The following is a 22,998-nucleotide window of genomic DNA, read 5'->3' as shown; positions in this document are numbered from 1 at the left end:
GCCGAGCAGGTCACCAGTCCGGCGCGAACGCGTAGCCAGCCGAGCGGACCGTCCGGATCACATCGCTTCCCACGGACGCCCGAAGCCTTTTGCGCAGCCTGGCTATATGAACGTCGACGCCCCGCACGTCGGTTGCGGCGGCATGTTCAGGCCACGCGGTCGCGACCAGTTCCTCGCGGCTGAAGACCCTGCCAGGCTGCGCCAAGAGGCTGCGCAAAAGCTTGAACTCGATCGGTGGCATCACGATTTCTTTTTGCCTGAAGAATGTCCGGTGCGTCTGCCGCTCCAGCCGGAAATCGCCCTGCACCAACTCACCTGAGTCCGTTTCGCGCGATAGCTTCGCAAGGCCCGCTTTGCCATGCAGCCAGGCCAGAAGCTGTTCGGGGGCGAAGGGCCGGGAAAATATCTCGTCGACCCCGACCTTGATCAAATCGAGATGCAGCTTGCCCGAACGCGGGGCAACCAGGCTCACGACAGGAGTCCCTTTGGTTGCGGCGCTGGACTTCAACCAGGTGCACTGTTTGACCACTGCGCGGTCGCCTGGATGGCAGTCCATGATCACGGCAAGCGGGGCTGAAGCCTCGATGGCGCGTGCGATTTCCCGGTCTCCCGTGATCAGCCGTATTTCGAAGCCAGCTACCGACAGTATGTGCCCGAAAACCAGGAAAAAATCCGGGTCCTTCGAGGAGATCAGGACCAGCGGCTTCATGAGTCCATCAATCGGGTTCGACACATCATAAGGCTGACTACCGCGCAAATGGGCGCGATGACAATATACCCTGACGATCGAGGGCTCGCGGGCTGTCCGCAAGTGCCTGGCTTAGAGCCTAGATCTTGTCCGCAAGTATGACGCCGCTGATGCCATAAGCGCGGCGCGTCTGTTCAACAGCCTCGGGCGTGACCTCGATCAGCAGCGCGATGATGTCGCCGTCGGGATGTTCGAGAACGTCGCCAAGCTCGGCCAGCGTCCAGCCAAGGGCGCGCAGCCGTTTTGGCCAGAATGTCTCGCACACCACGCTGATCTGTCGAATCCCCAGACTTTGTGCGGTCTCAAGCAGGCCGCATAGAACAAAGCCGGCGACCGGCGACGAGGCGCCTTGCGTGCGAAGCGATGGAACCACGAAGAAACGCGTCCACTCGAAGATTTCAGGCGCGCGCGGAGGCCTGCCGTCGGCGAGACCCGGGAACACTTCGCTCATGAGATGCGGCTCCAGCGTCGGCACGAGACGGGAGCCGCCTACGATCTTGCCGTTGGTATCAAGCCCCAGAACATAAAGCGTATGCTCGTTGTCGAAGGCGTCGATCTCGATGTTGATGGGCCGTGCGACGGCGCGCCAACGTCTCTGCTTGACGTAAATCTCGTACCGTATCCGAAAGTAGCGCTCCAGAACTTTCCTGTAGTGCTTCCTGTTATCCCAAGTGACCAGATGTATACGAACCATGACGTCTCCAGGCGGAGGGTCGTAGGAAAACGGACTTGCCGTACGTATGACGGAATTCAGGTATTGCTAAATCTGGATTTCCTGCCGTCGCAGCGCCTTGACGATGGCGTGCGCGACATTGATCGCGTCGAGCTTGGCTCGAATGTTGCGCTGATGGCTTTCAACCGTGTTCCGGGTAACACCGAGGATACAAGCGATGTCATCGGTGGATTTGCCTTGCGCGCTCCACTCCAGGAGTTCGCGCTCGCGCGCCGTCAAGGGCGTGGGCTCATCGCCATCGCTCGGTGTTCCCAACCCTGAGAGGCTTCGAAAGGTATGCACGCAAAGCGTCTCGATAAGGGGCATGGCGCTTGCCGGAACGTCCATCCGGTCACTCGCCATCGTGACGACGCCTGGCCCGGCCAATGGGACATGAATTGGGACGCAGATGCCTTCTTTCATCCCGAACTCGGCCGCCTCGTCCATGACCAGCTTCGCGCGTGGAACCAGCCTTGCGGCCGGCAGCTCGCCCCATCGAAAAGGCTCAGGCGAGTGCCGGCACTGGGCGACACAAGGATCGTGCAAAAAATAGTCCTCGGTGACGTAGCGACGATGCCATTCAGGAGACCAGCCATCAGCAAGAATTTCACGCTGCCAGTCCGTACCGTGCGGCACAGGCAGGCCGGTGATCAGAAAATTGCGCAATCCATAGCGCTCCATGGCTAAGCGGAACTCCTGAAGGATTGCGTCGGCCGACCGCGCAGTATCGATCCTCGTGATCGCCGCAAAAAGGTCGACAACAGTTTCGTTCTCCATTGGAAGACCTCAACCACAGTCAGGCCCTACCCCGCGGAACAACCTATGGCTGTCTAGTCACCGCCTTCAATGGGACATGCAACGAATGTACACCAAAGGAGTCAATCAGGTTCACAAAGACGAGATAAGTGAAAATCCTGCCCAGTCCTACTTCGAGGAAGTTTGGCTTCACTCGGTCGACTTTGAAGCCGCCGGCTTCGCCACTCGAATAGCGCGCTTATTTGCCGGGCTTGCCGAAACCAACTCTTGCGGCTCGACATCCAACGCCTTGGCCAAAATTTCGACTGTATCCAGCGTGGCGTTGCGCCGCCCGGCCTCGACGCTGCTGATATAGGCGCGCGTGCGGCCCGAAACGAAAGACAACTGCTCCTGAGAGAGTTTTCGCTCCCTCCGAAGCCGCTGCACGTTCAGGCCAAAGACGCCGCGAAGTTTCATCAAACAACGGATGCTACGGCGCGCACTATGGTGCGACACACTATAGTGCACATTCCGCATTGACAGGCGTGCTTCGGGCTGTTGAAACAAAAAGAGAATTCATCGTTTCCCGGACAAGGAATAGCCATGACGAACCGGCCGTTTCGCGACCTCGCGCACGACATGTCCGCGCATTCCTCAGGCGAGATTAGCCGTCCCGCGCTGGACACAAGCCGGGTCCTGGAACTCGTCTGCATCCGATGCGGCGCTTCCTACCCCGTCGATGTAACAATCGACTCCAGGGGATGCGCGCGCTGCCAAGACACCGCGCCGGCAAATCTTCGTCCGGTCTATGCCGCCCCGCACCTCCATCCCCTTCACGGCGCCACCAGTTCGGGCTCGCTATGGCGTTTTGCGCATATGCTGCCTTGCACAGAAGCGGAGGCCGTGAGCCTCGGCGAGGGTCTGACACCTTTGCTTGCCGCGCCGCGCATAGGCGCATTTCTCGGCGTGCCGGACCTCGCGATCAAGGACGAAGGCCGAAACCCGACCTGGTCGCACAAGGACCGCTTCTCGACGATCGCGGTCAGCGTGGCGCGCACGCGCGGCGCGAAGATCGTCGCGACCGCCTCGTCGGGAAACGCCGGCGCTTCGCTGGCGGCCTACGCTGCCCGCGCGGGGCTGAAATGCGTCGTCACCACTTTCGCGGGATCAGCCGGCGCGATGCTGGCGCAGATCCGCAAACATGGCGCGACGGTCCTGCCCTTGGTCAGCAAAATGGACCGATGGTCGCTGCTTGAACAGGCGGCTGCCCGCTACGACTGGTTCATCGCATCGCCCTATCACGGTCCGGTCGTCGGCAGCCATCCACTCGGCATCGAGGGCTACAAGACGATCGCCTATGAGATCGTCGAGCAATCAGATGGCACGGCGCCAGACTGGTGCGTCCTGCCGGTCTGCTACGGCGATGCCCTGTCCGGCGTGTGGGCTGGCTTTTGCGAGCTGTTCGCGCAAGGGTCGATCACGCGCCTGCCTCGTCTCGTCGCGGCGGAGGTGCATGGGTCGCTGGCGGCCGCTCTGGCCAGCGGCGCCGATGCGTTGAGTGAACGCAAGATGCTTTTCGACAGCCTTGCCGTATCGATCGGCACGCCGCGCAGCACCTTTCAGGCCCTGAAGGCTCTGCGCGAATCCGGCGGGCACGCCGTCCCCGTCAGCAATCACGGCCTGATCGCGATGCAGGAACGCCTTGCTCGGGAGGAAGGAATCTTTGCCGAACTGGCGTCGGTCACGCCGCTGATGGCGATATCGACGTTGAAGGACCAAGGTGTCATCGCAGTCACGGACCGTGTCGTGGCCGTCGTGACAGCCAGCGGTCTCAAGGACCTCGATCGGTCCGCCGGATCGAACGAACCCGAACAGGTCTTCCAGACAACGGACGATGCCTGGCGCTGGCTCGACAAGAACGGGCTGGATCTCGCTTCATAGATTTTCCGGCGCACCAACAGCCGGCGGCACTTCGCCTGCTGCCTGCGTTTTCAGCACATCGTCGAGGCTGCGACGCAGCCAAAGAAAGCGCGTCCATTGCGTCTCGGCGGCCGGTGCGATGGTGGTCAGAGTCCTTGGCTCGGACAGTTCCTTGCAGGGCCAGCCAGGCAGAGCCGTAAGCCAGTCATCATTGTAGACAGTCTCGGCATGGCGATGGCCTTCGTCAGGCATGATGACCGCCACTTGCGCATCCGGAAGGGTCGTTGCAACCCATTGCGCCACCAACGCGGCGGCGCCGCTGGTCGGCCCCATGAAGAGGCCATGCTCGCGCAGCAAACGATGCGCGGTCATGTAAGCCGGATAGGCGCCAACCCAATGGATCTCGTCGACAAGCTCATGCCTGACATTTTTAGGAAGTACGCTGTTGCCCAGGCCCCGCAGCATGCGTTTGCCGACCGGCTGCCCGAACAGAATGCTGCGATGGGTATCGACGGCAAACACCGTCAGATGGGGAAAGACAGTTCGCAAAAAGGACGCGGTGCCGCATAGCGAGCCGCCCGTGCCGACGCAGCCGACCAGGCAGTCAACCTTGCCCATTGCCCGGATGACGAGTTCGGCCAGCCGCGCATAAGCCAGCCAATTACCCGGACTGTCGTATTGGCGGGTCCAGAAGCCGCCCGGCTCGTTGGCCAAGATTTCTTGGAGGCGCTCCAGCCGGCCAGGCTGGTTGCCGTCGCCACGCGGATCGTCAAGGGCGATGACCGTGGCGCCGATGCGCTCGAGGCGGGCTTTGTATTTCGCATCGATCAGCGTTGAAGCGGTGACGAGGGTAAGGCGATAGTCACGCGCCGCCGCCAGCAGCGCCACCGCCATGCCGAACGTGCCCGACGTCGTCTCCACGATGTGGGAGCCTGCCATCAGTTCGCCATCCGACGCTGCGCGATCCAGAATGTAGCGGGCCGGCATCAGCTTCATCAGCGGAAACGCCGCGGCCACGAGATTTGGCGCCAGGCGCGCAAGGCGGGGCGTCTCAAGGTCCCTGAAATAGTCCACGTCGGGGGTCACCATGTCCAGCCCTCCGCATTGACCAGGTGGACTTCGATATCCTTGAAGCCGGCACGTCTTATCTGCTGCGCGACCAGGGCCGCGCGTCGCTTCAGATTCGATGCGAATAGATCGAAAATCAGGCCGAACAACGAACCGCTATGGGCGACTTGCACCCCGCACGCCCCGGCTCGCCGGGCGATTTCGGCGATCTCGCCGAAGCCCTGTTTCGGCAAGTGCCGTTGACTGATCACCGCACTGGCCGAGGCGGCGCGTCCGAGAAGATAGGGATCCTGGAGGCGAACCGCCCGCGCCACCAGCGCCCGCAGCACGCCGAACTCCTGGATCTCGGCACTGTCATAGCGGGCGGGCGGCAGCTGCAATGTGTCGACCGGAACCCCGCCATTCGCCTTGAACCCGACCAGAAGCAGCGGCGGCAGGGAGCCTCCGAAATTCTCGATCACCGTGCCTTCTCGTTGCGCGAAGAGCACTGCGTGATCATCGAACGCGATCGCGTCGCTGGCGCGCTCGGCAGCCACGGCCAGACGCCCGATGCTTGATGGTCGCAGCTGGACGTCAAAGGCTGCGGCGACAGCACGAATGGAAGCGACAACGTCAGCCGTCGATGAGCCGTAGCCGTGCCCCACGGGAATTGCGCTTTGAAGTGTCAGCTCGCCGCCGCCGGTGACGTTCAAGAAATCGAGCGTGAGCCGCGCGGCGGCCGACGCCTTGACTTTATGATCGGGGTGGACAACGACCGCATCGTCGTCGCTCCTGGCAAAGCTCGCCTCCGATCTCCAGCCCGCAATCGGGAGCGTGACGAGCCCGCGATGAAGGCGCCCGCCATCGTCCTTGAAGACGCCCTGGATGAGTTCGCCGTGATGCGCAATCGCCACCGCCGTTCCAACTGGCGAGCGCAGCGCTTCACGGCTCATGAGATCGCCGGCCTCAGCCATTTTCTTCTCCCCTCGCGCTTTCTTGCCGCGCGGGAAGATGGCGCCGATAATTGGCAGCCGCCCTCAAGGAATTCCGGTATTGACGGCTTCCTGACGAACAACCCGGCCGCGAAGCGATGCCGGCGGATCGTCAGGCGGCGGAGCCAAGGTGCCTCAGCGGCCGGCCGGCCGACACCGATTGCGCCGCGGCCATGATACCTTGCGCATCTATCCCGTAATGCCGATAGAGATCCGCGATCGTACCGGTCTGGCCGAAATGCTCGACGCCCAGGGCACGCGTGCGGTGGCCGTGGACCGACCCCAGCCAGGCGAGCGTTGCGGGGTGCCCGTCCAGCACCGTCACGATGGCGCATGAGGCCGGGAGACCAGCCAACAGGCGCTCGACATGACTGGTGGCGCGCGGATGGCCATACTGGCGCGCGCGCGCGGCGGCCGACCAGCCGGCGTTCAGCCGATCGGCCGAGGTCACGGCAAGAAGCCCGACATCGCGCCGGTCCCCGGCCATCAGCCCCAATGCCTGGACCGCCTCCGGCGCGACAGCTCCCGAATAGGCGATCACCACAGCGGCATTCGGCCCGGGTTTGCGCAACCAGTAGCCGCCATCGACGATGTCGCCCGCCAGCGGATCCCCCGTCTGTCGTGGCGGCTGCTCGATCAGCCGCGTCGACAGCCTGAGGTAGACCGAACCTCCCGTCTGATCGCGCAGCCAGGTATGGTCATCAGGCTCGGCCTCGCCGGAGCGCTGGATGTAGTCGAATGCCCAACGCAGGATGATTGCCAGCTCGTCGACATAGGCTGGCTCGAATGTCGCCAGGCCGTCCTGCGCCATGCCGATCAGCGGCGTGGCGATCGACTGATGCGCTCCGCCCTCGGGCGCCAGCGTCACGCCGGAGGGCGTCGCCGCCAGGATAAAGCGAGCGTCCTGATAGCAAGCATAGTTGAGCGCATCGAGGCCACGCTCGATGAAGGGGTCGTAGAGCGTTCCGACCGGAAGCAGGCGCTCGCCGTGAAGCGAGTGCGACAAGCCCAGCGCCGACAGCATCGTGAAGAGGTTCATCTCCGAGATGCCCAGTTCGAGATGCTGCCCCGACGGCGAAAACGTCCAGTTGAAGGTAGAGGGAATGCGTTCTTCACGAAAAATGTCCGCTTGGTCGCCGCGCGCGAACAGACCCCGCCTGTTCACCCAGGCGCCGAGATTGGTCGAGACCGTGACGTCCGGAGACGTTGTGACGACACGCTCTGCAAAATCGCTGTCTGACTTGGCGATCTCGTGCATCAAATGGCCGAAACCCTGCTGTGTCGACATGGAGACCTGTGCGCGCCAGGGTATCTGTGCCGGCACGGGTACGGCTGGGGCTTTATGGCGACGGGTAGCTGCCTGCGCGAAAGGCGACGACGCCAGATAGGATCGGATCGCGGCCCCATCGTATGCAAGGCCTTCGAACATGTCCCATTCACGCCCCTCGCGGACACCCATGCCTTGCCGCAGCGCGTCGACTTGCGCCGGTGTCATCAATCCGGCGTGATTGTCTTTGTGGCCTGCGAGCGGCAGGCCGAAGCCCTTGATCGTATAGGCGATGAAGCAGGTCGGACGATCATGCCCGCGCGCTTCCTCAAAGGCATCGATGATGCTCGCCAGATCATGGCCGCCGAGATTTGCCATCAAGGCGGCAAGGTCTTCGTCGCTGCGCTTCTCGATCAGGCGGGTGACTGGTCCCTGATCGCCGAGGTCGTCCAGAAGGCGCCGGCGCCACGCGGCGCCGCCCTGGAAGGTCAGCGCGGAATAGAGCTGATTGGGGCATGCATCGATCCAGGACCGCAGCTTTTCGCCGCCCTCTTCCTCGAAGGCCGCCTGTTGCAATGTCCCATGTTTCAGGATCACCACATCCCAGCCGAAGTTGCGAAAGATGGACTCGAAGCGCTGCCACAGGCCTTCGCGCACCACCGCATCAAGGCTCTGCCTGTTGTAGTCGACGACCCACCAAGTGTTGCGAAGGCCGTGCTTCCAGCCTTCGAGAAGAGCCTCGAAGATATTGCCTTCATCCATTTCGGCGTCGCCGAGAAGGGCGACCATCCGGCCTTCCGGCTGGTCTGCGTTCCAGCCTTTTGCCCTGACATAATCCTGGACCAGCGAGGAGAACAGGGTCTGCGCCACGCCCAGTCCGACCGACCCGGTCGAGAAATCGACATCGTCGATATCCTTGGTTCGTGACGGGTAGGACTGCGCGCCGCGATAGCCGCGAAAATCCTGCAGCTGCTCTAGCGTCTGCTTGCCGAACAGATACTGGATGGCATGGAAAACCGGGCTGGCATGCGGCTTGACGGCAACGCGGTCTTCGGGCCTGAGGATCTGGAAGTAGAGCGCCGTCATCAAGGTCGAGGCCGACGCCGACGACGCCTGATGGCCGCCGACCTTGAGGCCGTCCTCCGACCCGCGAACATGATTGGCATGATGGATCGTCCAGACAGCCAGCCACAGAACCTTGCGTTCAGCTCGGAAAGGATCGTCATCGTCGGCTCCCGTGAAATCGCGGCTCAACGATAGCGGCCAAGGTCTCTCAAAAGTGGCTATTCTTACGCAAGCATATCAATCATATTGGCTGATCCAGCCAATAATGACGTCCAGACGAGGGAAACGTGCCAAATCCGACGCTCGATGCAATTGATATGAAAATCATCGCCGCGCTTCAGAAGAACGCAAAGGCGACGACGAACGACCTCGCTGAAACTGTCGGTCTTTCGCCTTCACCTTGCGCCCGGCGCGTGAGGCTCCTCGAGAGCGCCGGCGTCATCAAAGGTTACACCGTGGTCCTCGACCAGAAGAAGCTCGGCTTGCCGATCAGCGCTTTCGCATCGATCAAGCTTGAAAGGCAACGGGAGGACGATCTCGACCGCTTCTCCCAGGCGGTGCTGCGCTGGCCGGAGGTTGCCGACTGCTATCTGATGACCGGCCAGCGGGATTACCTGATGCGCATCGTGGTGCGCGACCTCGAGGCCTATGAGCGGTTCATCAAGGCCAAGCTGACGCGGCTGGACAACATCGCCTCGATCGAAAGCAGCTTCGCCCTCGGCCAAGTCAAGCGCTCGGAAGCCTTGCCCGTCTAATCGACCGGTTGTCTCGAACCATCGCGGTGGCAACTGAGCGAGGTTGGGGCGCCCGCGTCAACCCAATCGCAACTCACGAACAAGCGTATTCCCCTCGTCCCGCGAGAGCCTCTCCTTGCTGCGCTCGCAATATTCTGTCTATATTTTGTATATCTATATTGACGAATTGCCATTTTCAAACGTAGCGTCACGCGGCTGAGGCGGAACGCCTGCGCGCAATAACGCAATCTCACGGGAGGACTGAACCGATGAAATTTCGAGCCCGATCGGCCGCCATTGGCCTGGCCTGCATCGCCTATGCCGCGCTTGTTGGATCTCTATTGCCGGCCGCGGCGGAGACCACAAAAGAACGCGTCTTGACCGAAGGACGCATCGTCATCGGCATCCATAACCGGTCGCCATGGGGCTACAAGAAGGAGGGAACCGGCGAGTTGCTTGGGTGGCACCCGGATCTCCTCAGAGCTGCCTTCGCCGATCTCGGCGTCAAGCAGGTCGACTTCGAGGTCACCGAGTTCGGCGCCTTGATCCCGGGGCTGATGGCCGGGCGTTTCGATGCCGTCGCATCTGGGCTGTCGATAACGCCGGAGCGATGCCAGCAGGTCGCCTTCGGCGCTCCCGACCTGAGGTCGGACGACGCGGCGATCGTGCTCGCCGGGAACCCCAAGGCGCTCCATAGCTATGCGGATCTTGCCAAGCAATCCGACGCGATCATGGGCGGCGGCCGCGGCAGCAATGTCATCAAGAACGCCATCACCGAGGGCGTGCCGGAGGACCGCATCCTGCAGTTCCCGGACATCGAGACCAACATCGCGGCACTGCGCGCCGGCCGCATCGACGCCGCGGTGTTCTCTTCACCGACGGTGATCGGACTGCTGGCCGGCAACAGGAGCCCCGATCTGGAGCGCGCCACCCCGTTCACGACGGACGAGAAGTCGATCAGCTACATCGCGATCGCGTTCAGGAAGGACGATGGCGATCTGCGCGACCTCTACAATCAAGGTCTGGCCAAGGTCATGTCGAACGGCACGATCGCCACCATCATGGCGAAGTACGGATTTGGTCCCACGGAAAACGTGCCGCCAGGATTGACGACGTCGCAATTGTGCGGAGCCGCCAACTAACCGGCGTGGGCAACAGAAGCGGTCTGGCATCAACAGAGCGGATGGGCGCCGCGCGAGCTCGGGCGGCGCCTCTGTCCGGCGACATGCCCTCAGATCATTGTCGTTCCGCATCGCTGGACAGAGCAACGTCTTCGGGGATTTCCTGCCGCAAGGTTGGTCCCTTGGCCAGGCGCCTGCCAAGAGCAGAGACGAATGCCTCGTAGCGCTCGCTTGCCTTGGCGCGCGCCGCCTGGGCCATCGGTTCCGGCAAGGCAGGCGTGGTCGCGAGCCAGAAGCGGATGAACACCGCCAGCGTTTCAATCGAGATGCGGACATCGCGCTCCAGCCGCGCGATCCGGCGGTCGATCCTGTCGAGCGCCTGGAGACCGCCGCCTCGCGTTGGGCGTCGGCATCGGGCGAGAGGAAAGACGCGATCGCCGCTTCAGCGATGAGCGACGCGATCGCGCCGGGCAGCATATTCGAGCAGCGCCGCCATCACGGCAGGATCGACAGAAATCTGCACCTTTTTCTTCGTTGCCGGCACAATCGTCACAGCTCCATGCCATCGTCCGGATCGAGCGCGATCTGACGCGCCACGCCCCCCACAAGGCCAGCCATCCGGCTGCTGCTTGCAGCGAGATCATCCGCCTCGTCGGGCGCATCGATCTCGAATTCATTGACGAGCGGCGGCTCCGCCACAGCCGGGGGATCGAGCTCGGGTTGAGCCCGCAAGTCGGAGTCCGTCGATTCGTGCTGGGCTTTCACCACGACGGACGCGGCAGCAATCCCCGCTGGCGGAAGCGGCAACGGAAGCACGGTCCAATCGTCAGGCTCCGGCTCGGCTCGCGCCAGATAGCGCAGGTAAGTGGACAACGCGACCGGGCGGCACTCGTCAGAGATGACGCCGCCGCGCGCGCAGCAATTGGCAATAGCCGCGCTCGACCATCCTCAGCCCGTCGCACGGAGGCGATACGTTGGTAGTGAAAAGTGGAGCCATGCCAGTTGGCGGCGCTGACCAGCCGCGGACCGAACAAGGCGGTCGCGACTTCAAAATGGGATGCCTGCTGGGCGGCCATCAAGGCATCGCAGCATGTGGCCTAGGCGCCGGCGCTGGGCCGTGGTTCAAGCGGGCGTCAGGAAGGTGTTGCCTGTGGATAGAGCGGATAAACCGCTCGATCGCTTGGAGCCTGTCGTGCGCCATGTCGTCGAGCGGTATGATGGCGGCAAGGAGTTCGCCTGGCTTCGCGTCGCCGAAAAGCGCCAGTTGCCTGCCACGGCGAAGATAGCACGTGAGGGCTGACCCCGTCACGCTGGCCTAAGGCTAGCGGGACGTCGAACGCGCTGCCCTCCGGCGCTCGCAGTTCCGGCGGAACCTCGACAAGGTTCACGACCCCAGGATCGATCTGAGGTACCCGATAGACGATCTGCTCGACAGCGGACTGGTCAGGCCTGGCGGCGAAACTGCAAACCCCAGCGCTTGCGCAAAGCCCGCTTCGCCTTGGCCGATCGGGAGGCCGCGAAGTCCTGCTGATACTGGGGATTGCGTCGCAGGAACTCCCAGGCAATCTCATCGGCGGTGGCGCCTTCGACGAACGCATATGCCTGTGGGTCAAGCCACTGCGATGTATCCGGCTTCATCCGCATCCTTCCCTTGTCAAGGATTTGATAGGGGACGCGGCGTTGAACCAATCCTTGGATTCCGTCATTGTCGATGGACGAGGAGAGATTTCGGCGCTGAGCGATCAAGTGGAGATTGTTGCGATGCCTACTGGCTTGCGCCTTGCAGTGTCTTGAATGTGTTCGTCCAGGCGCGATAGGCGTCATCATCACCCTGGCTCCAGGCATTGAAGGCGCGCCAGGCGGCTAAAGTTGATGCAGGCTGCTCGAACAGCGAGCCGATCGTTTGATCGCCTGCGGGCCAGTCGGGAAGCTGATCGCTTATCGCTTCATGTGTGAGACGCCGCAGATCGGCCAAGGCCGAGCGGATATGTGGTAGAGGAAATTCGCAAAGGTCGGTGTTATCTGTCGCCTCCCGAAGGACGACCGCGAGCTTGGCGACCACGCCCGCCAATGATTGTGCAGGCGTCGCCACAATCTCGGCCAACAAGGCGTCAGCCTTGTCAGCGTCATCGTGCCCTTCGTTCAGGAAATCAGGACAGCCGCGGTCCGCGCCAGCCCCCTCCCCGCACCCAATCGCTTCGCCGACAAGCAAGAGCGCGCCGCTCTCCAGGAACCCCTCCTCAGCCTGCTGCTGCCGGACGCACGAGGCCAGCATCGCAACGTGAGCGTCAATCCAGGCCAGGGACAGGAGTAGAGCTGGATCGGCCGACGACTGATGTTCGGCTTCATGGTCTGCCAAAGGCTCGGGATGCCCTAAGGTCAACGAGCTACGTGGCTCCCATCCCAGCGTGACGGAAGGCAAAGTCGTGGTATTGTCGGAATCAGCCATGATCCGAGCTCCACACAGCTTGGCGTTGGTCAGGTCGAAAAGGGTGTTTGCGCGCCCTCTTCGACCGAAAGTTCGAGGCAGGGATAATACACAAATTGATTGAGGTCAATCAGAATGTTAGAGAGAGGGCGGCAAATTTCAGCGCCGAACAGTGCCGTGGTGCGCGTGCAATGTTGGGATGGAGCCAAGATGAGTTGGCCCGGGCGGCAAACGTAGCAAGGCAGACAATCGCTGATTTCGAACGTGGCGCGCGGACTCCAATCGCAAACAATATATTAGCGATCGTGAATGCACTTGAGAAAGCTGGCATCGAAGTACTGCCCAACAACGGAATTCTGTTGCGAAAGAGCAGGTGATCGCGGCTCTGCCGCTGAAGCCCGCTTCAGATGCCCAAGCCCGTCCGACCGAAATCAAACGGGCTGGCTTAACTGTTACTCGCCGTTGCGGCGGTTGGGGCGGGACCAGATGAGGCTGTGGCCCTCGCCTTCCTCGTCGGCGAAGAGATTGGCGTAGATTGGAGCGTTGAAGTTCGGATCCTCGAGCTTGAGCCCGAGATAGTCGCGGCCCTCGTTGGACCAGGCGGCGCCGATCTCGGCCTTGCCGACCACCACGCGGTCGCTTGGAGCGTTCTCGCCGCTGGCCCGGGTGTCGGGGACGATGCGCACGCCCTTGGCCTGGACGCTGAGGGTGTGCAAGACGGACCGCTCGCATCTTGGAAGGACCGACGATCCCGGACCCCTCGATCTCCGGCCGCCGGGTGCGCGTGAACTGACGGAACTGATCGCCCGGCGCGGCAAGCCGGTCATGATCGTGTCCGACCACGGCACCGAGTTCACCTCGAACGCAATCCTCGCCTGGTCGAAGGACCATCAGGTGGAATGGCACTTCATCGCGCCGGGCAAGCCGATGCAGAACGGCTTCTGCGACAGCTTCAACGGGCAGATGGGGGACGAGCTGCTGAACGAAACCCTGTTCTTCGGTCTCGACCATGCCCGAACAACCATTGCCGAATGGGCAGACGACTATAACCGATCGCGCCCACATTCGGCACTCGGATACATCACGCCAGCGGCCTATGCCGCCAATCTCACCGCAACGGACGATAGGCTACGCAACCCCCGACCAGCTCCGCCGATCGCCCGTTGCTCAACCCGCGCCATACGGCGTAAAATCCGCCGAGGCTCTAATTGCAGCCGGATGAAAATTCAGTGGCAGCTCAAGCGGACTACAGATGCGTGTCAACGTCGCCCTAGTTGGACTGGGTAATGTAAACCGAAGCCTGTTGCAGATCCTCGGAGCCAAGGCAGGCCGGATCAAGCAAGAGTTTGGGCTGGAATTCTGCATTCGCCTGGTCGCAGACAGCCGCGGCGTTGCTTACTCCAAACAGGACTTCGGCCCCAACGAACTGCTCGAATGCAAGTCGAGACGAGGCAGTTCCTCCGATCTTAGGGGATTCCTCGGTCACACTTCGGTAGAGAGCTTGCTCGCCTCAGCCGATATTGACCTTGTTTTCGAGGCGTCACCCGTAGACTTGGCAACCGGGGGCCCAGGATTGCGAATTGCCCGCGCTGCCCTGACGCAAGGAATCTCGGTGGTTCTGGCGAACAAAGGTCCGATCGTTTTGGCCTATAAGGAGTTGCATGACATAGCAGCCCGGAGCGGTGCCGGGCTAAAGTTCAGTGCTACCGTTTGCGGGGGCCTACCCGTGATGAACATCGCGAAACGCGACTTTGTCGCCGGAAGCATACTGCGCCTTCGAGGTGTATTTAACTCTACGACTAACTTTATCTTGGATGAGATGAACTCTGGCAGAGCTTATGAGGCAGCACTTGCTGAGGCGCAGGAGCGGGGCATCGCCGAGACAGATCCAAGCCTCGATTTAAATGGCTGGGACACAGCCAACAAACTTCTCATTATTGCAAGATCGTTGCTCGGAGTAGATATCGACCTAAAAGACATCTCTGTCACTGGGATCGCAGATATCACCGCGTCCCGTATTTCCGTTGAACGATCTAGGGGCCGCGTTTTTAAGCTCGTCGCCCATGCAGATCGAGAAGAATTCTCCGTCGCACCCATAGCGATTCCAACAGATGATTTCCTTGCTCAGTGCATAGGCTGGGAGATGGCCATAGAAATACACACAGATATCTATGGAGTCAGCTACCATAAACTTTGGGAGCGGGAGCCTATACCGACGGCGGCGTCGATGCTTCGTGACGCCATACATATTTTTGCCAGGTAGAGTTCGCTCAGAGGCACGACCGGCCAACGGCCGACATTTGGGCGCATTGCCGATCGCGGCCCCACCAATCGAGCGGAGCCGCTTGTGGTCAGACCTCCGTCGCCTCGGCTAGTTCGAGCGCATCTTCTACATCCACACCGAGGTACCGCACTGTGTTCTCGATCTTGGTGTGGCCGAGCAGGCTCTTAACCGCCCGGAGATTGCCCGTCGCCTTGTAGATGATCGAGGCTTTGGCGAGGCGAAGCGAGTGCGTGCCATACTCTTCTCGGCGCAGACCGATCGCCGACACCCACTCATCCACCCGTCGTGCATAGTGCCTCGTGCTCAAATGCGCGGTGGCACCAGCACGACTGGGAAACGCGAAGTCGTCAACTGTTCCGCCACGTTTCTCAAGCCATGCCAACAGACTTGCTCGCGCATCTGAAGTGATCTCGAACTGAACCGGTCTGCCGGTCTTCTGCTGAACCACCATTGAGCGAGCCCGGATTTCCGGACCCGCCACAAGCGTACCGACCTTAATCTTAACTAGCTCGCAGGATGAATGGTGAGACCACGTTCAGCCAGTGCCGCCGTCAATTGATGAAGCGTTATGTTGGCATCTCGCTCGACCTCGCCCAGCACGAAGGCACGGTGCTTCCCGTCGATCAGATAGGGCCGATGACCGCCCATCTTGCCGGGCGCCGCACTGCCTAACCGACGCTTTCGCGCCGCCCACTTGATCACGCTCGACACTGCCACCTTCAGCGCCGCAGCTACCTCGTAGCTCGTCTCGCCCTCTTCAAGGCGCGCCAGCGCCCGCTCCCGTAGATCCATCGAATAGGGCTTCACCATCAGTCCCGACCTCCAACGGTCAAAACATCGAATCTGATTTGCTCAATCTTGGGAATCCTGATTCAGCTAAAACGCGAACCGCTCTAAGTCGCAACCGCGCAGCTTGCTGTCGATCGCGAGGTCAAGCAAGGCGCGATCCCTCATTCGTCCTTCGCGATCGAGGAAGAAGCGGATTGCCCATATCTCCTGCGGTTTCATGGCCCGCTTGGGTTCGACCTGCCGACCAGCGTTCCATGCCGGCCCGCCCTTGGCTGCCGGATCAAATTGTGAAATGCCCATCGTCATTCTCCTTCGGCCAACATTGGCCATTGGAGAAATGATCTGAGCGTCTCGGGCGCGGAGGTTGGGGGACCGGAAGGGAACGTCGGCTTTGGAATCGAATTGGGGGGAAAGCGGTCGTTCAACGTTCGCTGCCATCGCAGACGCAATTCCCCCTCGGCGTGTCCCCCGAATGGGGACGCTCGATTTCTCTTGTCAATGACCGCATCGCGCTCAACAGCCTATTCTTGATGATATTGCCGTGGTTCAGGTTGAAAGCTTGAGCGTCGCCGGCTTGCTTGTAAAAGTCGTCCTGAAGCTCTCCCCCTTCGCCAAGGTAGCCGCCACAACGGCTGCAATGGATCGGCGTATGCTCGGTGGCGTCGTCGGGGATATCCATCTGGATCGTTCCGCAAGCCTTACAATCGAGTTTGTGGTCGAGCCGCTTGGGGTCCATCGGGACTTCTATACTCCTGTCAGCACACGTTTAGCGTCCGTCACCTCACCGTCCAGCCACTTCACGGGAGACAGTTCTGGGGGTTGCGTCCTCTAATTCCGGGAACGAATTCCATTCTCCTTCGTTCGCACTGCCGAGCCGAATGGGGCTGTTCATGAACGATGCCTTTTTTGACGTTCCCTTGATCGTCGAGACGCCAGGCGAGTTCCGCAGGCTGGCCAGTGTGGCTCAGGTAGCCGTGTTTATGATGGAGCGATGGCCAGATGAACATGGTCCGAGATATCGAACTGCCCTCCGGGCCTGCACCGGTCGCCTGACATCAAAGGACGATGTCGAAAATGCACGACGTGCCTTCCTCGCGGCAGCAAAGGAAGCCGGTTTAGTGGTGAAGAACGAGGATGAGGACGCCGACCTGGAGCCTCGGCGAGACCTCGGAGCCAAGCCTCTATCTTCAAAGGATCAGAAGCGGCGAGGGCGTGGACGAACGGAGGAGGAGGAGGAATTTCTGGTCCGATTCCTCGCACGCGAAACGGGTATCACCGAGGCACAGGCCCGCGAGCTCATCAACATGATTGGCATCGACCGGGCGTCGTTGCTGAGAGAGGCGCGGATACTGAAAGCTCGGCATTGAAACGCTGTCCACGCGTCGGTTTCGCCGCGACAGCCTCAAACCCATCCTGCAGTTGCTACCCCCCGGAACCGGGTGGCCAGGCAAGGATGCGAGGGCTTCCCATCCACAACCATACGTTCGCGATGCAACCGGAACGTATTACCGGCCCCGCCGTTGCGCTTGTGAGCTTAATGGCTATTAAGAAGGGACCAACCCTCAATGGGCGACGACAGGGACGAAGGCGCCAGCAAGGGTCGTGACACCCTCGCCCGTAGCCTTGTCAAGGAGGCCGGGATCTCCGAGGAACAGGCGCGCGAACTAATCCGCATGTCAGGCACCGATCGCAATTCCTTGCTGCGCAAGGCGCGTATTCTCGCAACGACGCTAGCGCAACAGCGCGGCCGCCGTGCATCCTGTTGCCGGTAGCGAGGAGGACACGGGAATTGCCCTGTCCGTAAAACGACCGTTTTCCGGAAGTAGTTGAATTGGCGAATTCTATTGCACGGGTAGCGCGCCCCCTCCTAGCTTGAGAAGGCAAAGCAGACGTCTACATTTGGGCCGTGCTTTCGGTCAGGTCAGTACACGAGTGTCCTTCCCTCGGTTTCAATCTTTAGATTTGGGAGGTCGGGTCGTTTGGACGTCTGGTGTGATGCCCGATGCTCGCGCTCGTAGAGCATCTCGCTGTTACAGCGCGGTGACAAAAGCACCGCCACGGTGGCGTCAACCGGTTACACAGGGCAGGAAATATCTCCGGCCTTCTGGGAGTGGCGTGTCAGCGTCCCAGAGGCTGCGTGGGCGTGTCGTCGGTTGGCTGTTAGCGCGGCGACTGGAACGCTCCACGCCTCGCAAACGGGATAGCGAAATCTCGTGAAGGCAGGGTCAAGCTGCGTTCTCCGTTCTGTATCGGCGACGGGCCGCGACTGGGAGAGATGGATACCATGCACGTGGGGCCCCTGGAAGTTGGCAGGACACGGACGCGGGGCGGCCCGCATGCGGGCACTTGGCTGAGCGGTGCAATGACCACGCAGCGCCACCTCGCAGCGATCCTGGCTTGCGACGTGGTCGGCTATTCGCGCCTGACGGAGCGCGACGAGCGCGGCACGCTCGAGCGGCTGAAGAGCTACCGCAAGGACCTCCTCGAACCACTGGTCTCCGAGCACCAGGGTCGGATCGTCAAGCTCACCGGCGACGGCATGCTGTGCGAGTTCGCGAGCGTCGTTAACGCGGTGACCTCGGCGATGGCGATCCAGCAGGCCCTGGCAGAACATGAGGCGGAGACGCCCGAGGAAGAGCGGATTCGCTTCCGCATCGGCGTCAATCTCGGCGACGTGGTCTGCGAGGAGGACGGCGACCTCTACGGCGACGGGGTCAACATCGCCGCCCGCCTCGAAAGCATCGCCGATCCCGGCACCGTGGTCGTCTCGGGCACCGCCTACGACCACCTTCAGGGCAAGCTCGACTGCGGCTTCACGCCGCTCGGTAACCTGCGCCTCAAGAACATCGAGCGGCCCGTGCGCGCCTACCGCGTCGAGACCGACGCCAGCGCCTCGGTGCCTGAACCGCCTCCCCTGCCCGAGAAACCCTCGATCGCGGTTCTGCCTTTCACCAACATGAGCGGCGACCCCGACCAGGAATACTTCGCCGACGGGCTGGTGGAGGACATCATCACGGGCTTGAGCCGGGTGAACTCCTTCTTCGTGATCGCCCGCAACTCGTCGTTCACCTACAAGGGCCGGGCGGTGGACCTGCGCCAGGTCGGGCGCGAGCTGGGCGTCCGCTACGTGCTCGAAGGCAGCATCCGCAGAGCAGGACCGCGGGTGCGCATCAGTGGGCAGTTGGTGGACGCGGTCAGCGGACACCATGTCTGGGCCGACCGCTTCGAGGGCGACGTGAGCGACATCTTCGACCTGCAGGACAAGGTGACCGAGAGCGTCGTCGGCGCTGTCGAACCGAGCATCCGGCTGGAGGAGATCAAGCAGGCACGCATGAAGCCGACCGACTACATCGGTGCCTACGACCTCTACCTTCGTGCGCTGCCCCGCTTCTACAGCATGACGCGCGAAGGCTTCGCCGACGTGCGCCGGCTCACCAACGAGGCGCTCAGCATCGACCCAGGCTTCACCCTGGCGAAGGCACTCGGCGCTTATATCCGCAGCCTGTCCGTGAGCCAGTGCTGGCACGAGCCCGACGATGTCCGAGTCGCCGTGCGCATGGCGCGCGAGATCCTGGCGGACGCGCGAGACGACCCGACAAGCTTGCGTTTCGCCGCGCAGGTGATCGCCTACAGCGCCAAGGATTACGAGACGGCGCTGGACATGATCGAACGGTCCCTGCTCCTCAACCCCAATTCGGCGCAGGGCTATACGGGTAGCGGCTGGGTGAACGCGCATTCCGGCCGCCCCCTCGTCGCGATCGAGCACTTCCACAGGGCAATGCGGCTGAGCCCGGTCGACCCCGAGAAGGGCATCGCGCTCTCCGGCATCGGGATGAGCTACCTGATGCTCGAACGCTACGAGGAAGCGCTGGCTTGGGGAGAACGAGCGTTGCGCGAGATGCCGAATTACGGCTCCTCGCACCGGGTCGTGATCACGGCGCTGGTCAAGCTCAATCGGCCGGACGAAGCGCAGGCGGCGGCGCGGCGGCTGATGGAGGCGTTCCCGACCTACACGCTTGGTCTGCAGAGGCAGATCAACCCGTGGCGGGACAAGGTGTTCGCCGAGCGCTACGTCGAGGCGCTGGGTATTGCCACTGTGCCGGAGTGATCGTCACCTTTGCAAAGATGCCCTCTCTTGCGCGTCACGTCCGGCCAGGCGACGTCGCTTCTGGAAGAATAGTTCTCTGGCCGGCTTCTCCGAGGACTGAGCGCGTAGAGCAGCCGTGAACAGCTGGCGAGCTCTCTGTTGGGTTCGCGTCGAACTTCCGGTTTCTACCCTGACGAGACCTACCGGCGGTCCAGACAAATGTCGCCGTCGGGTCAAACCCGGACATCATGCCGCCTCAGCCGAACGTCTGCTTTCAGGAAGTCGCAAACTGATCTTTTACGGCGAGAGGTGGGCGCTAAGCTGCTCTTCGCAACGCGGGGCGCCTTAATTCGCCGCAAGCGCGTTTCGACGTTGGCCTTGATATCGAAATTGATGCTTGGACCCGGCTCAAGGACGATGGACATTGAGAAACACCGCACGATGCGGCTACTTCTGCTCAGACGACCAAGGGAAATTTATATATCGGTCGCGGCTGTCATAGCAGATGTTTCCATACATCTTCAGGTACGCATCCCGGCGCGTCGCATAGGCATACGCCGAGGCTGGGTCCAGCAAATCGGCCTCGTATTGTGCGAGGTTGGCACTTGTCAGGGCTATAGGAAGGATGTCCATAGCCTGCGGGATGCTTTTGCCCTCGAGCCAGTCGGCCGCAAACTGCCCCATGGCATATCCGAAGACGGGCGAGGACAACGAGATACTCGCCTTGTAAGGGCTGTTCCCCTTCCTGATTTCAGCGACAGCTTCCGGCTCCCCATCAATTCCGCCGAGAAATTGGTCAGGTCGGTCTTTGCCTGCCGCGCGTAATGCTTCCAGCGCGCCCAGCACAACCGCATCCGCGCCGAGCACGACGTCGACATCCGGATTGGCCAGCAGGATGGTTTTCATGGTGGCGGCGCCGCCCTCCTTGGTAACCGGCTTGGGCGCGATATCGGCAATGATCGTCACGCCAGGCATCGCATTCAGGCCATCGCGCATTGCCGCGAACCGGGGCGCCAGAAACTCCATTGTATCCTGGGTCAGCAGAACGACCTTGGCCTTCCCACCCAGCCTGATGTTGATATGGTCGATGGCTGCATCGGTCAGCACCTTGCCAGTTCGATATTGCGGAGCATTGAGCAGCAAAGTTGCCGGTGGAGGCACAATCGTGCCCACAAACGCTCCCGACCAGATCGCCTGCTGAAGAGCCGGACTGAAAGCCGCTGGATCCGAAGAGGTTGCAACCATGGCGCCAACCTTGGCCGCGACGAAAGACTGCACTTGGGCTATCGCCTTACCCACATCGTTTTCCGCTAAAACTCTTCGATATTCCAGGCCGCGATTCTTTGCAGCCATGGACAGACCGTGGTCGACCCCTTGCAGGAAGTCGCGGTCGTTCTCCTGCACGTACGCTAGCACCCTCGTAAGACCAGCCGGCGCGCTGCAGGCGGGCGCGTTTGGATTGAAGGTGGGAAATACCGTCCGCTGCGTGATGCCCGGAGTGCCCTCTTCGGCGCTCGCGAAAGCGCTCGCCCCTATTGAAGCGATCGAAAGAAAAGCTATCGCTGACCAAGTCGGCCATGGACCGGAAATATTCTTCAGATCAAACACGTTTACCCCCTCGACATCCGCCGCTGGTGGTGACGGTTGCCATGTCAACGCTGGTGGTCCTGTCGCAGTCAGTGTTCCACCTTGTGATAGCGCGGTCTACTAGGCCGCGATGACGCGCCGTGGCTTTGTCGAAAACACTAAATGAGCGGCGGTGCCAGGCTGGAGATTTCGATAGTCAATCTTGGCGCCCAGACTGATGCACATTGCATTGATGATCCTGCTCCCGACACCGGTCCCTTTGGCAGGCGCGCCATCCGCTTTTCCAACACCGTCGTCTTCGACCACCAACTCCGCCTGCTCGCCTGCCAGCTTGCTGAGCCGGACTCGGATTTCTCCAACACCATCCGGATAGGCATACTTGAAAGCGTTGGTAACCAGTTCAGTGACCACAACGCCGAGGTTGATGCTGGTGTCCGTTTCGAGGTCGATCGGCTCGATGTTGTAAGACAGGCCAACGCCGTGAACCTGGCTGCGCATCGAGGTACGCAGGTGGTCGAGCAGCCCGGTGAGATATGCGTCCAGGTCGACCGAGCGAACGTTGGACGAGCCGTAGAGCCGCCTGTGCACGAGCGAGATCGCAAAGATGCGATCCTGGGTTTCGGCGAGCGCATCTTTGGAGGCGCGATCTCCGACAGCCTTCGTCTGCAGATTCACCAGAGACGAGACGAGAGCCAGGCTGTTGGCGACCCTGTGATTGACCTCTGACAGGAGCACTTCGGCCCGATCGCGCGCCTTCGCTAGGTCTTCGGTCCGGGTGGCGACACGTTGTTCCAGCTCGCTGTTGAGCGCATTGACCTCGTCGCGTGTATCGCGAAGTTCTCTGGTGTAGCGCGCGGCACCATAGGCGGCTCCGCCAACCACGGAGACGATAACAAGCCCGCCGATTGCCGAAACGAGTCGCAGCCACCCGCTGTTGGCGCGTTGTTCAGCCACACCGGAGGTCAGTCGGTCATCCGCTCGTCCAATGATGCCCGAAAAGAACACGTTGGCTTCGTCAGTCAAAGCCTTGCCCCTGTTCGTGCGGAATATCGCCAGTATCTCGGCCTCGCGCTGGTCTCGTTTGAGAGCGATCGTCTGGTCCATCTCATCGAACTTAGTGGTGATGATTGCGGACAGACGTTCAAGTGTCGTCTCGGAATTGGCATAGGATGTCAGCAATGTCTGCAACGCCTGAAGATGGCGGTGTGCCTGTGCCTTTGCGGTTTGATAAGGACCCAGGTATATCTCGTTCCCGGTGATGACAAAGCCACGCTCACTCGCCTCGGCCGTCTGCATTGCATTTCTCAACTCGACGGCCGCGATACGCGTATCGCGCGCCTCGATCGCATTATCGAAATAGGATTGAGCGCGCTGCCCCAGCCAGAAATTGGTAGCGACAATGGCCATAAGCGCCGCAAACCCTATTAGCAGGGAGGCGAACGTGAGTCGGACAACTTTGTGGTCGGAAAATTGCATCCGGGC

General features: G+C 61.4%; 25 protein-coding genes and 2 pseudogenes. 9 read left to right on the top strand and 18 right to left on the bottom strand.

The features are described from left to right. Positions 1-10 precede the first annotated feature (10 nt). From NKH52_RS16440 to NKH52_RS16425, 4 genes are all read right to left on the bottom strand, one after another. Entirely contained in the window at positions 11-709 is a 699-nt protein-coding gene (locus NKH52_RS16440) for a winged helix-turn-helix transcriptional regulator (RefSeq protein ID WP_352736336.1), read from the bottom strand. Positions 710-827: 118 nt separating this feature from the next. Next, complete coding sequence (locus NKH52_RS16435; RefSeq protein ID WP_352736335.1) at positions 828-1,442, bottom strand: acyl-homoserine-lactone synthase; 615 nt, start codon at positions 1,440-1,442, stop codon at positions 828-830. Between the two features lie 66 nt (positions 1,443-1,508). Further along, positions 1,509-2,237, bottom strand: a complete 729-nt coding sequence (locus tag NKH52_RS16430) for a LuxR family transcriptional regulator (protein ID WP_352736334.1) — start codon at positions 2,235-2,237, stop codon at positions 1,509-1,511. 168 nt (positions 2,238-2,405) lie between these two features. Beyond that, positions 2,406-2,672 (bottom strand): helix-turn-helix domain-containing protein, encoded by a 267-nt coding sequence (locus NKH52_RS16425; protein ID WP_352736333.1) that lies wholly within the window; start codon positions 2,670-2,672, stop codon positions 2,406-2,408. 201 nt (positions 2,673-2,873) lie between these two features. Here NKH52_RS16425 and NKH52_RS16420 point away from each other — a divergent pair, with 201 nt between their 5' ends. Further along, the gene (locus NKH52_RS16420) at positions 2,874-4,136 is read left to right on the top strand and encodes a threonine synthase (protein WP_352736345.1); all 1,263 of its coding nucleotides are present in this window, start codon (positions 2,874-2,876) and stop codon (positions 4,134-4,136) included. Here NKH52_RS16420 and NKH52_RS16415 read toward each other — a convergent pair. From NKH52_RS16415 to NKH52_RS16405, 3 genes are all read right to left on the bottom strand, one after another. Beyond that, a complete protein-coding gene (locus tag NKH52_RS16415) occupies positions 4,131-5,204 on the bottom strand; it encodes a PLP-dependent cysteine synthase family protein (RefSeq protein ID WP_352736332.1) in 1,074 nt (357 codons plus the stop codon). The two genes, NKH52_RS16420 and NKH52_RS16415, sit on opposite strands and share 6 nt — an antisense overlap. Continuing rightward, complete coding sequence (locus tag NKH52_RS16410) at positions 5,198-6,136, bottom strand: GHMP family kinase ATP-binding protein (protein ID WP_352736331.1); 939 nt, start codon at positions 6,134-6,136, stop codon at positions 5,198-5,200. Before NKH52_RS16410 ends, NKH52_RS16415 begins: the two co-directional genes overlap by 7 nt. 130 nt (positions 6,137-6,266) lie before the next feature. Next, positions 6,267-8,675 carry a thiamine pyrophosphate-binding protein gene (locus NKH52_RS16405; protein ID WP_352736330.1) on the bottom strand — a complete coding sequence of 803 codons (2,409 nt, stop codon included), beginning with the start codon at positions 8,673-8,675 and terminating at the stop codon, positions 6,267-6,269. A gap of 98 nt (positions 8,676-8,773) precedes the next feature. Here NKH52_RS16405 and NKH52_RS16400 point away from each other — a divergent pair, with 98 nt between their 5' ends. Continuing rightward, positions 8,774-9,241 (top strand): Lrp/AsnC family transcriptional regulator, encoded by a 468-nt coding sequence (locus NKH52_RS16400; RefSeq protein ID WP_352736329.1) that lies wholly within the window; start codon positions 8,774-8,776, stop codon positions 9,239-9,241. 248 nt (positions 9,242-9,489) lie between these two features. Continuing rightward, entirely contained in the window at positions 9,490-10,362 is an 873-nt protein-coding gene (ehuB, locus tag NKH52_RS16395) for an ectoine/hydroxyectoine ABC transporter substrate-binding protein EhuB (RefSeq protein ID WP_352736328.1), read from the top strand. Positions 10,363-10,456: 94 nt separating this feature from the next. On the opposite strand, the pseudogene NKH52_RS16390 reads toward ehuB, so the two are convergent. Both NKH52_RS16390 and NKH52_RS16385 read right to left on the bottom strand, forming a co-directional pair. Next, positions 10,457-10,837 (bottom strand): annotated as a pseudogene (locus NKH52_RS16390) (CopG family transcriptional regulator). A gap of 53 nt (positions 10,838-10,890) precedes the next feature. Beyond that, on the bottom strand, positions 10,891-11,214 hold the full coding sequence (locus NKH52_RS16385) for a hypothetical protein (protein ID WP_352736327.1): 324 nt from the start codon (positions 11,212-11,214) through the stop codon (positions 10,891-10,893). Between the two features lie 277 nt (positions 11,215-11,491). On the opposite strand from NKH52_RS16385, the gene NKH52_RS16380 reads away from it, so the two are divergent. Then, positions 11,492-11,641 (top strand): hypothetical protein, encoded by a 150-nt coding sequence (locus NKH52_RS16380; RefSeq protein WP_352736326.1) that lies wholly within the window; start codon positions 11,492-11,494, stop codon positions 11,639-11,641. A 143-nt stretch (positions 11,642-11,784) separates the two neighbouring features. Here NKH52_RS16380 and NKH52_RS16375 read toward each other — a convergent pair whose 3' ends face one another. Both NKH52_RS16375 and NKH52_RS16370 read right to left on the bottom strand, forming a co-directional pair. After that, the gene (locus NKH52_RS16375) at positions 11,785-12,087 is read right to left on the bottom strand and encodes a transcriptional regulator domain-containing protein (RefSeq protein WP_352736325.1); all 303 of its coding nucleotides are present in this window, start codon (positions 12,085-12,087) and stop codon (positions 11,785-11,787) included. Between the two features lie 19 nt (positions 12,088-12,106). Beyond that, entirely contained in the window at positions 12,107-12,790 is a 684-nt protein-coding gene (locus NKH52_RS16370; protein WP_352736324.1) for a Y4oE-related protein, read from the bottom strand. 95 nt (positions 12,791-12,885) lie between these two features. On the opposite strand from NKH52_RS16370, the gene NKH52_RS16365 reads away from it, so the two are divergent. Next, positions 12,886-13,146 carry a helix-turn-helix transcriptional regulator gene (locus tag NKH52_RS16365; protein WP_352736323.1) on the top strand — a complete coding sequence of 87 codons (261 nt, stop codon included), beginning with the start codon at positions 12,886-12,888 and terminating at the stop codon, positions 13,144-13,146. Between the two features lie 75 nt (positions 13,147-13,221). On the opposite strand, the gene NKH52_RS16360 is transcribed toward NKH52_RS16365, so the two are convergent. Further along, a complete protein-coding gene (locus tag NKH52_RS16360; RefSeq protein WP_352736322.1) occupies positions 13,222-13,485 on the bottom strand; it encodes a DUF736 domain-containing protein in 264 nt (87 codons plus the stop codon). A 32-nt stretch (positions 13,486-13,517) separates the two neighbouring features. Here NKH52_RS16360 and NKH52_RS16355 point away from each other — a divergent pair. After that, positions 13,518-13,991: pseudogene (locus NKH52_RS16355) on the top strand (integrase core domain-containing protein); the annotation flags it as partial. Between the two features lie 30 nt (positions 13,992-14,021). After that, complete coding sequence (locus NKH52_RS16350; protein WP_352736321.1) at positions 14,022-15,032, top strand: hypothetical protein; 1,011 nt, start codon at positions 14,022-14,024, stop codon at positions 15,030-15,032. Positions 15,033-15,120: 88 nt separating this feature from the next. Here the strand turns inward: NKH52_RS16350 and NKH52_RS16345 are convergent, their stop codons facing one another. The 4 genes from NKH52_RS16345 to NKH52_RS16330 all read right to left on the bottom strand — a co-directional run bounded on the left by NKH52_RS16345 (position 15,121) and on the right by NKH52_RS16330 (position 16,578). After that, a complete protein-coding gene (locus NKH52_RS16345) occupies positions 15,121-15,552 on the bottom strand; it encodes a tyrosine-type recombinase/integrase (protein ID WP_352736344.1) in 432 nt (143 codons plus the stop codon). A gap of 5 nt (positions 15,553-15,557) precedes the next feature. After that, complete coding sequence (locus NKH52_RS16340; protein ID WP_352967367.1) at positions 15,558-15,863, bottom strand: IS630 transposase-related protein; 306 nt, start codon at positions 15,861-15,863, stop codon at positions 15,558-15,560. A gap of 66 nt (positions 15,864-15,929) precedes the next feature. Continuing rightward, the gene (locus tag NKH52_RS16335; protein WP_502908039.1) at positions 15,930-16,142 is read right to left on the bottom strand and encodes a hypothetical protein; all 213 of its coding nucleotides are present in this window, start codon (positions 16,140-16,142) and stop codon (positions 15,930-15,932) included. A gap of 121 nt (positions 16,143-16,263) precedes the next feature. Further along, positions 16,264-16,578 (bottom strand): hypothetical protein, encoded by a 315-nt coding sequence (locus NKH52_RS16330; RefSeq protein WP_352731880.1) that lies wholly within the window; start codon positions 16,576-16,578, stop codon positions 16,264-16,266. Positions 16,579-16,732: 154 nt separating this feature from the next. Here NKH52_RS16330 and NKH52_RS16325 point away from each other — a divergent pair, with 154 nt between their 5' ends. Together NKH52_RS16325 and NKH52_RS16320 are read left to right on the top strand one after the other, a co-directional pair. Further along, on the top strand, positions 16,733-17,209 hold the full coding sequence (locus NKH52_RS16325; protein WP_352731882.1) for a DUF982 domain-containing protein: 477 nt from the start codon (positions 16,733-16,735) through the stop codon (positions 17,207-17,209). Between the two features lie 995 nt (positions 17,210-18,204). Beyond that, positions 18,205-19,950: an adenylate/guanylate cyclase domain-containing protein gene (locus NKH52_RS16320; RefSeq protein WP_352731884.1), complete on the top strand. Its 1,746-nt coding sequence runs from the start codon at positions 18,205-18,207 to the stop codon at positions 19,948-19,950. Positions 19,951-20,376: 426 nt separating this feature from the next. Here the strand turns inward: NKH52_RS16320 and NKH52_RS16315 are convergent, their stop codons facing one another. Next, positions 20,377-21,537, bottom strand: coding sequence for a sugar ABC transporter substrate-binding protein (locus NKH52_RS16315; protein ID WP_352731887.1), 1,161 nt, complete (start codon positions 21,535-21,537; stop codon positions 20,377-20,379). A gap of 99 nt (positions 21,538-21,636) precedes the next feature. Continuing rightward, positions 21,637-22,992 carry a sensor histidine kinase gene (locus NKH52_RS16310; RefSeq protein ID WP_352731889.1) on the bottom strand — a complete coding sequence of 452 codons (1,356 nt, stop codon included), beginning with the start codon at positions 22,990-22,992 and terminating at the stop codon, positions 21,637-21,639. Positions 22,993-22,998 lie beyond the last annotated feature (6 nt).

The organism is Mesorhizobium sp. M1066 (assembly GCF_040318635.1).
Lineage (GTDB): Bacteria > Pseudomonadota > Alphaproteobacteria > Rhizobiales > Rhizobiaceae > Mesorhizobium.
Note: the sequence above shows the minus strand (reverse complement) of the source record. Positions and strands in the feature narration are given on the sequence as shown.

What these genes read in the sequence shown, in the direction of transcription:
- NKH52_RS16440 (WP_352736336.1), bottom strand. Translation starts at nt 709, where the DNA reads ATGAAGCCGCTGGTCCTGATCTCCTCGAAGGACCCGGATTTTTTCCTG.
- NKH52_RS16435 (WP_352736335.1), bottom strand. Translation starts at nt 1,442, where the DNA reads ATGGTTCGTATACATCTGGTCACTTGGGATAACAGGAAGCACTACAGG.
- NKH52_RS16430 (WP_352736334.1), bottom strand. Translation starts at nt 2,237, where the DNA reads ATGGAGAACGAAACTGTTGTCGACCTTTTTGCGGCGATCACGAGGATC.
- NKH52_RS16425 (WP_352736333.1), bottom strand. Translation starts at nt 2,672, where the DNA reads ATGAAACTTCGCGGCGTCTTTGGCCTGAACGTGCAGCGGCTTCGGAGG.
- NKH52_RS16415 (WP_352736332.1), bottom strand. Translation starts at nt 5,204, where the DNA reads ATGGTGACCCCCGACGTGGACTATTTCAGGGACCTTGAGACGCCCCGC.
- NKH52_RS16410 (WP_352736331.1), bottom strand. Translation starts at nt 6,136, where the DNA reads ATGGCTGAGGCCGGCGATCTCATGAGCCGTGAAGCGCTGCGCTCGCCA.
- ehuB (WP_352736328.1), top strand. Translation starts at nt 9,490, where the DNA reads ATGAAATTTCGAGCCCGATCGGCCGCCATTGGCCTGGCCTGCATCGCC.
- NKH52_RS16370 (WP_352736324.1), bottom strand. Translation starts at nt 12,790, where the DNA reads ATGGCTGATTCCGACAATACCACGACTTTGCCTTCCGTCACGCTGGGA.
- NKH52_RS16350 (WP_352736321.1), top strand. Translation starts at nt 14,022, where the DNA reads ATGCGTGTCAACGTCGCCCTAGTTGGACTGGGTAATGTAAACCGAAGC.
- NKH52_RS16340 (WP_352967367.1), bottom strand. Translation starts at nt 15,863, where the DNA reads ATGGTGAAGCCCTATTCGATGGATCTACGGGAGCGGGCGCTGGCGCGC.
- NKH52_RS16335 (WP_502908039.1), bottom strand. Translation starts at nt 16,142, where the DNA reads ATGGGCATTTCACAATTTGATCCGGCAGCCAAGGGCGGGCCGGCATGG.
- NKH52_RS16330 (WP_352731880.1), bottom strand. Translation starts at nt 16,578, where the DNA reads ATGGACCCCAAGCGGCTCGACCACAAACTCGATTGTAAGGCTTGCGGA.
- NKH52_RS16325 (WP_352731882.1), top strand. Translation starts at nt 16,733, where the DNA reads ATGAACGATGCCTTTTTTGACGTTCCCTTGATCGTCGAGACGCCAGGC.
- NKH52_RS16320 (WP_352731884.1), top strand. Translation starts at nt 18,205, where the DNA reads ATGACCACGCAGCGCCACCTCGCAGCGATCCTGGCTTGCGACGTGGTC.
- NKH52_RS16310 (WP_352731889.1), bottom strand. Translation starts at nt 22,992, where the DNA reads ATGCAATTTTCCGACCACAAAGTTGTCCGACTCACGTTCGCCTCCCTG.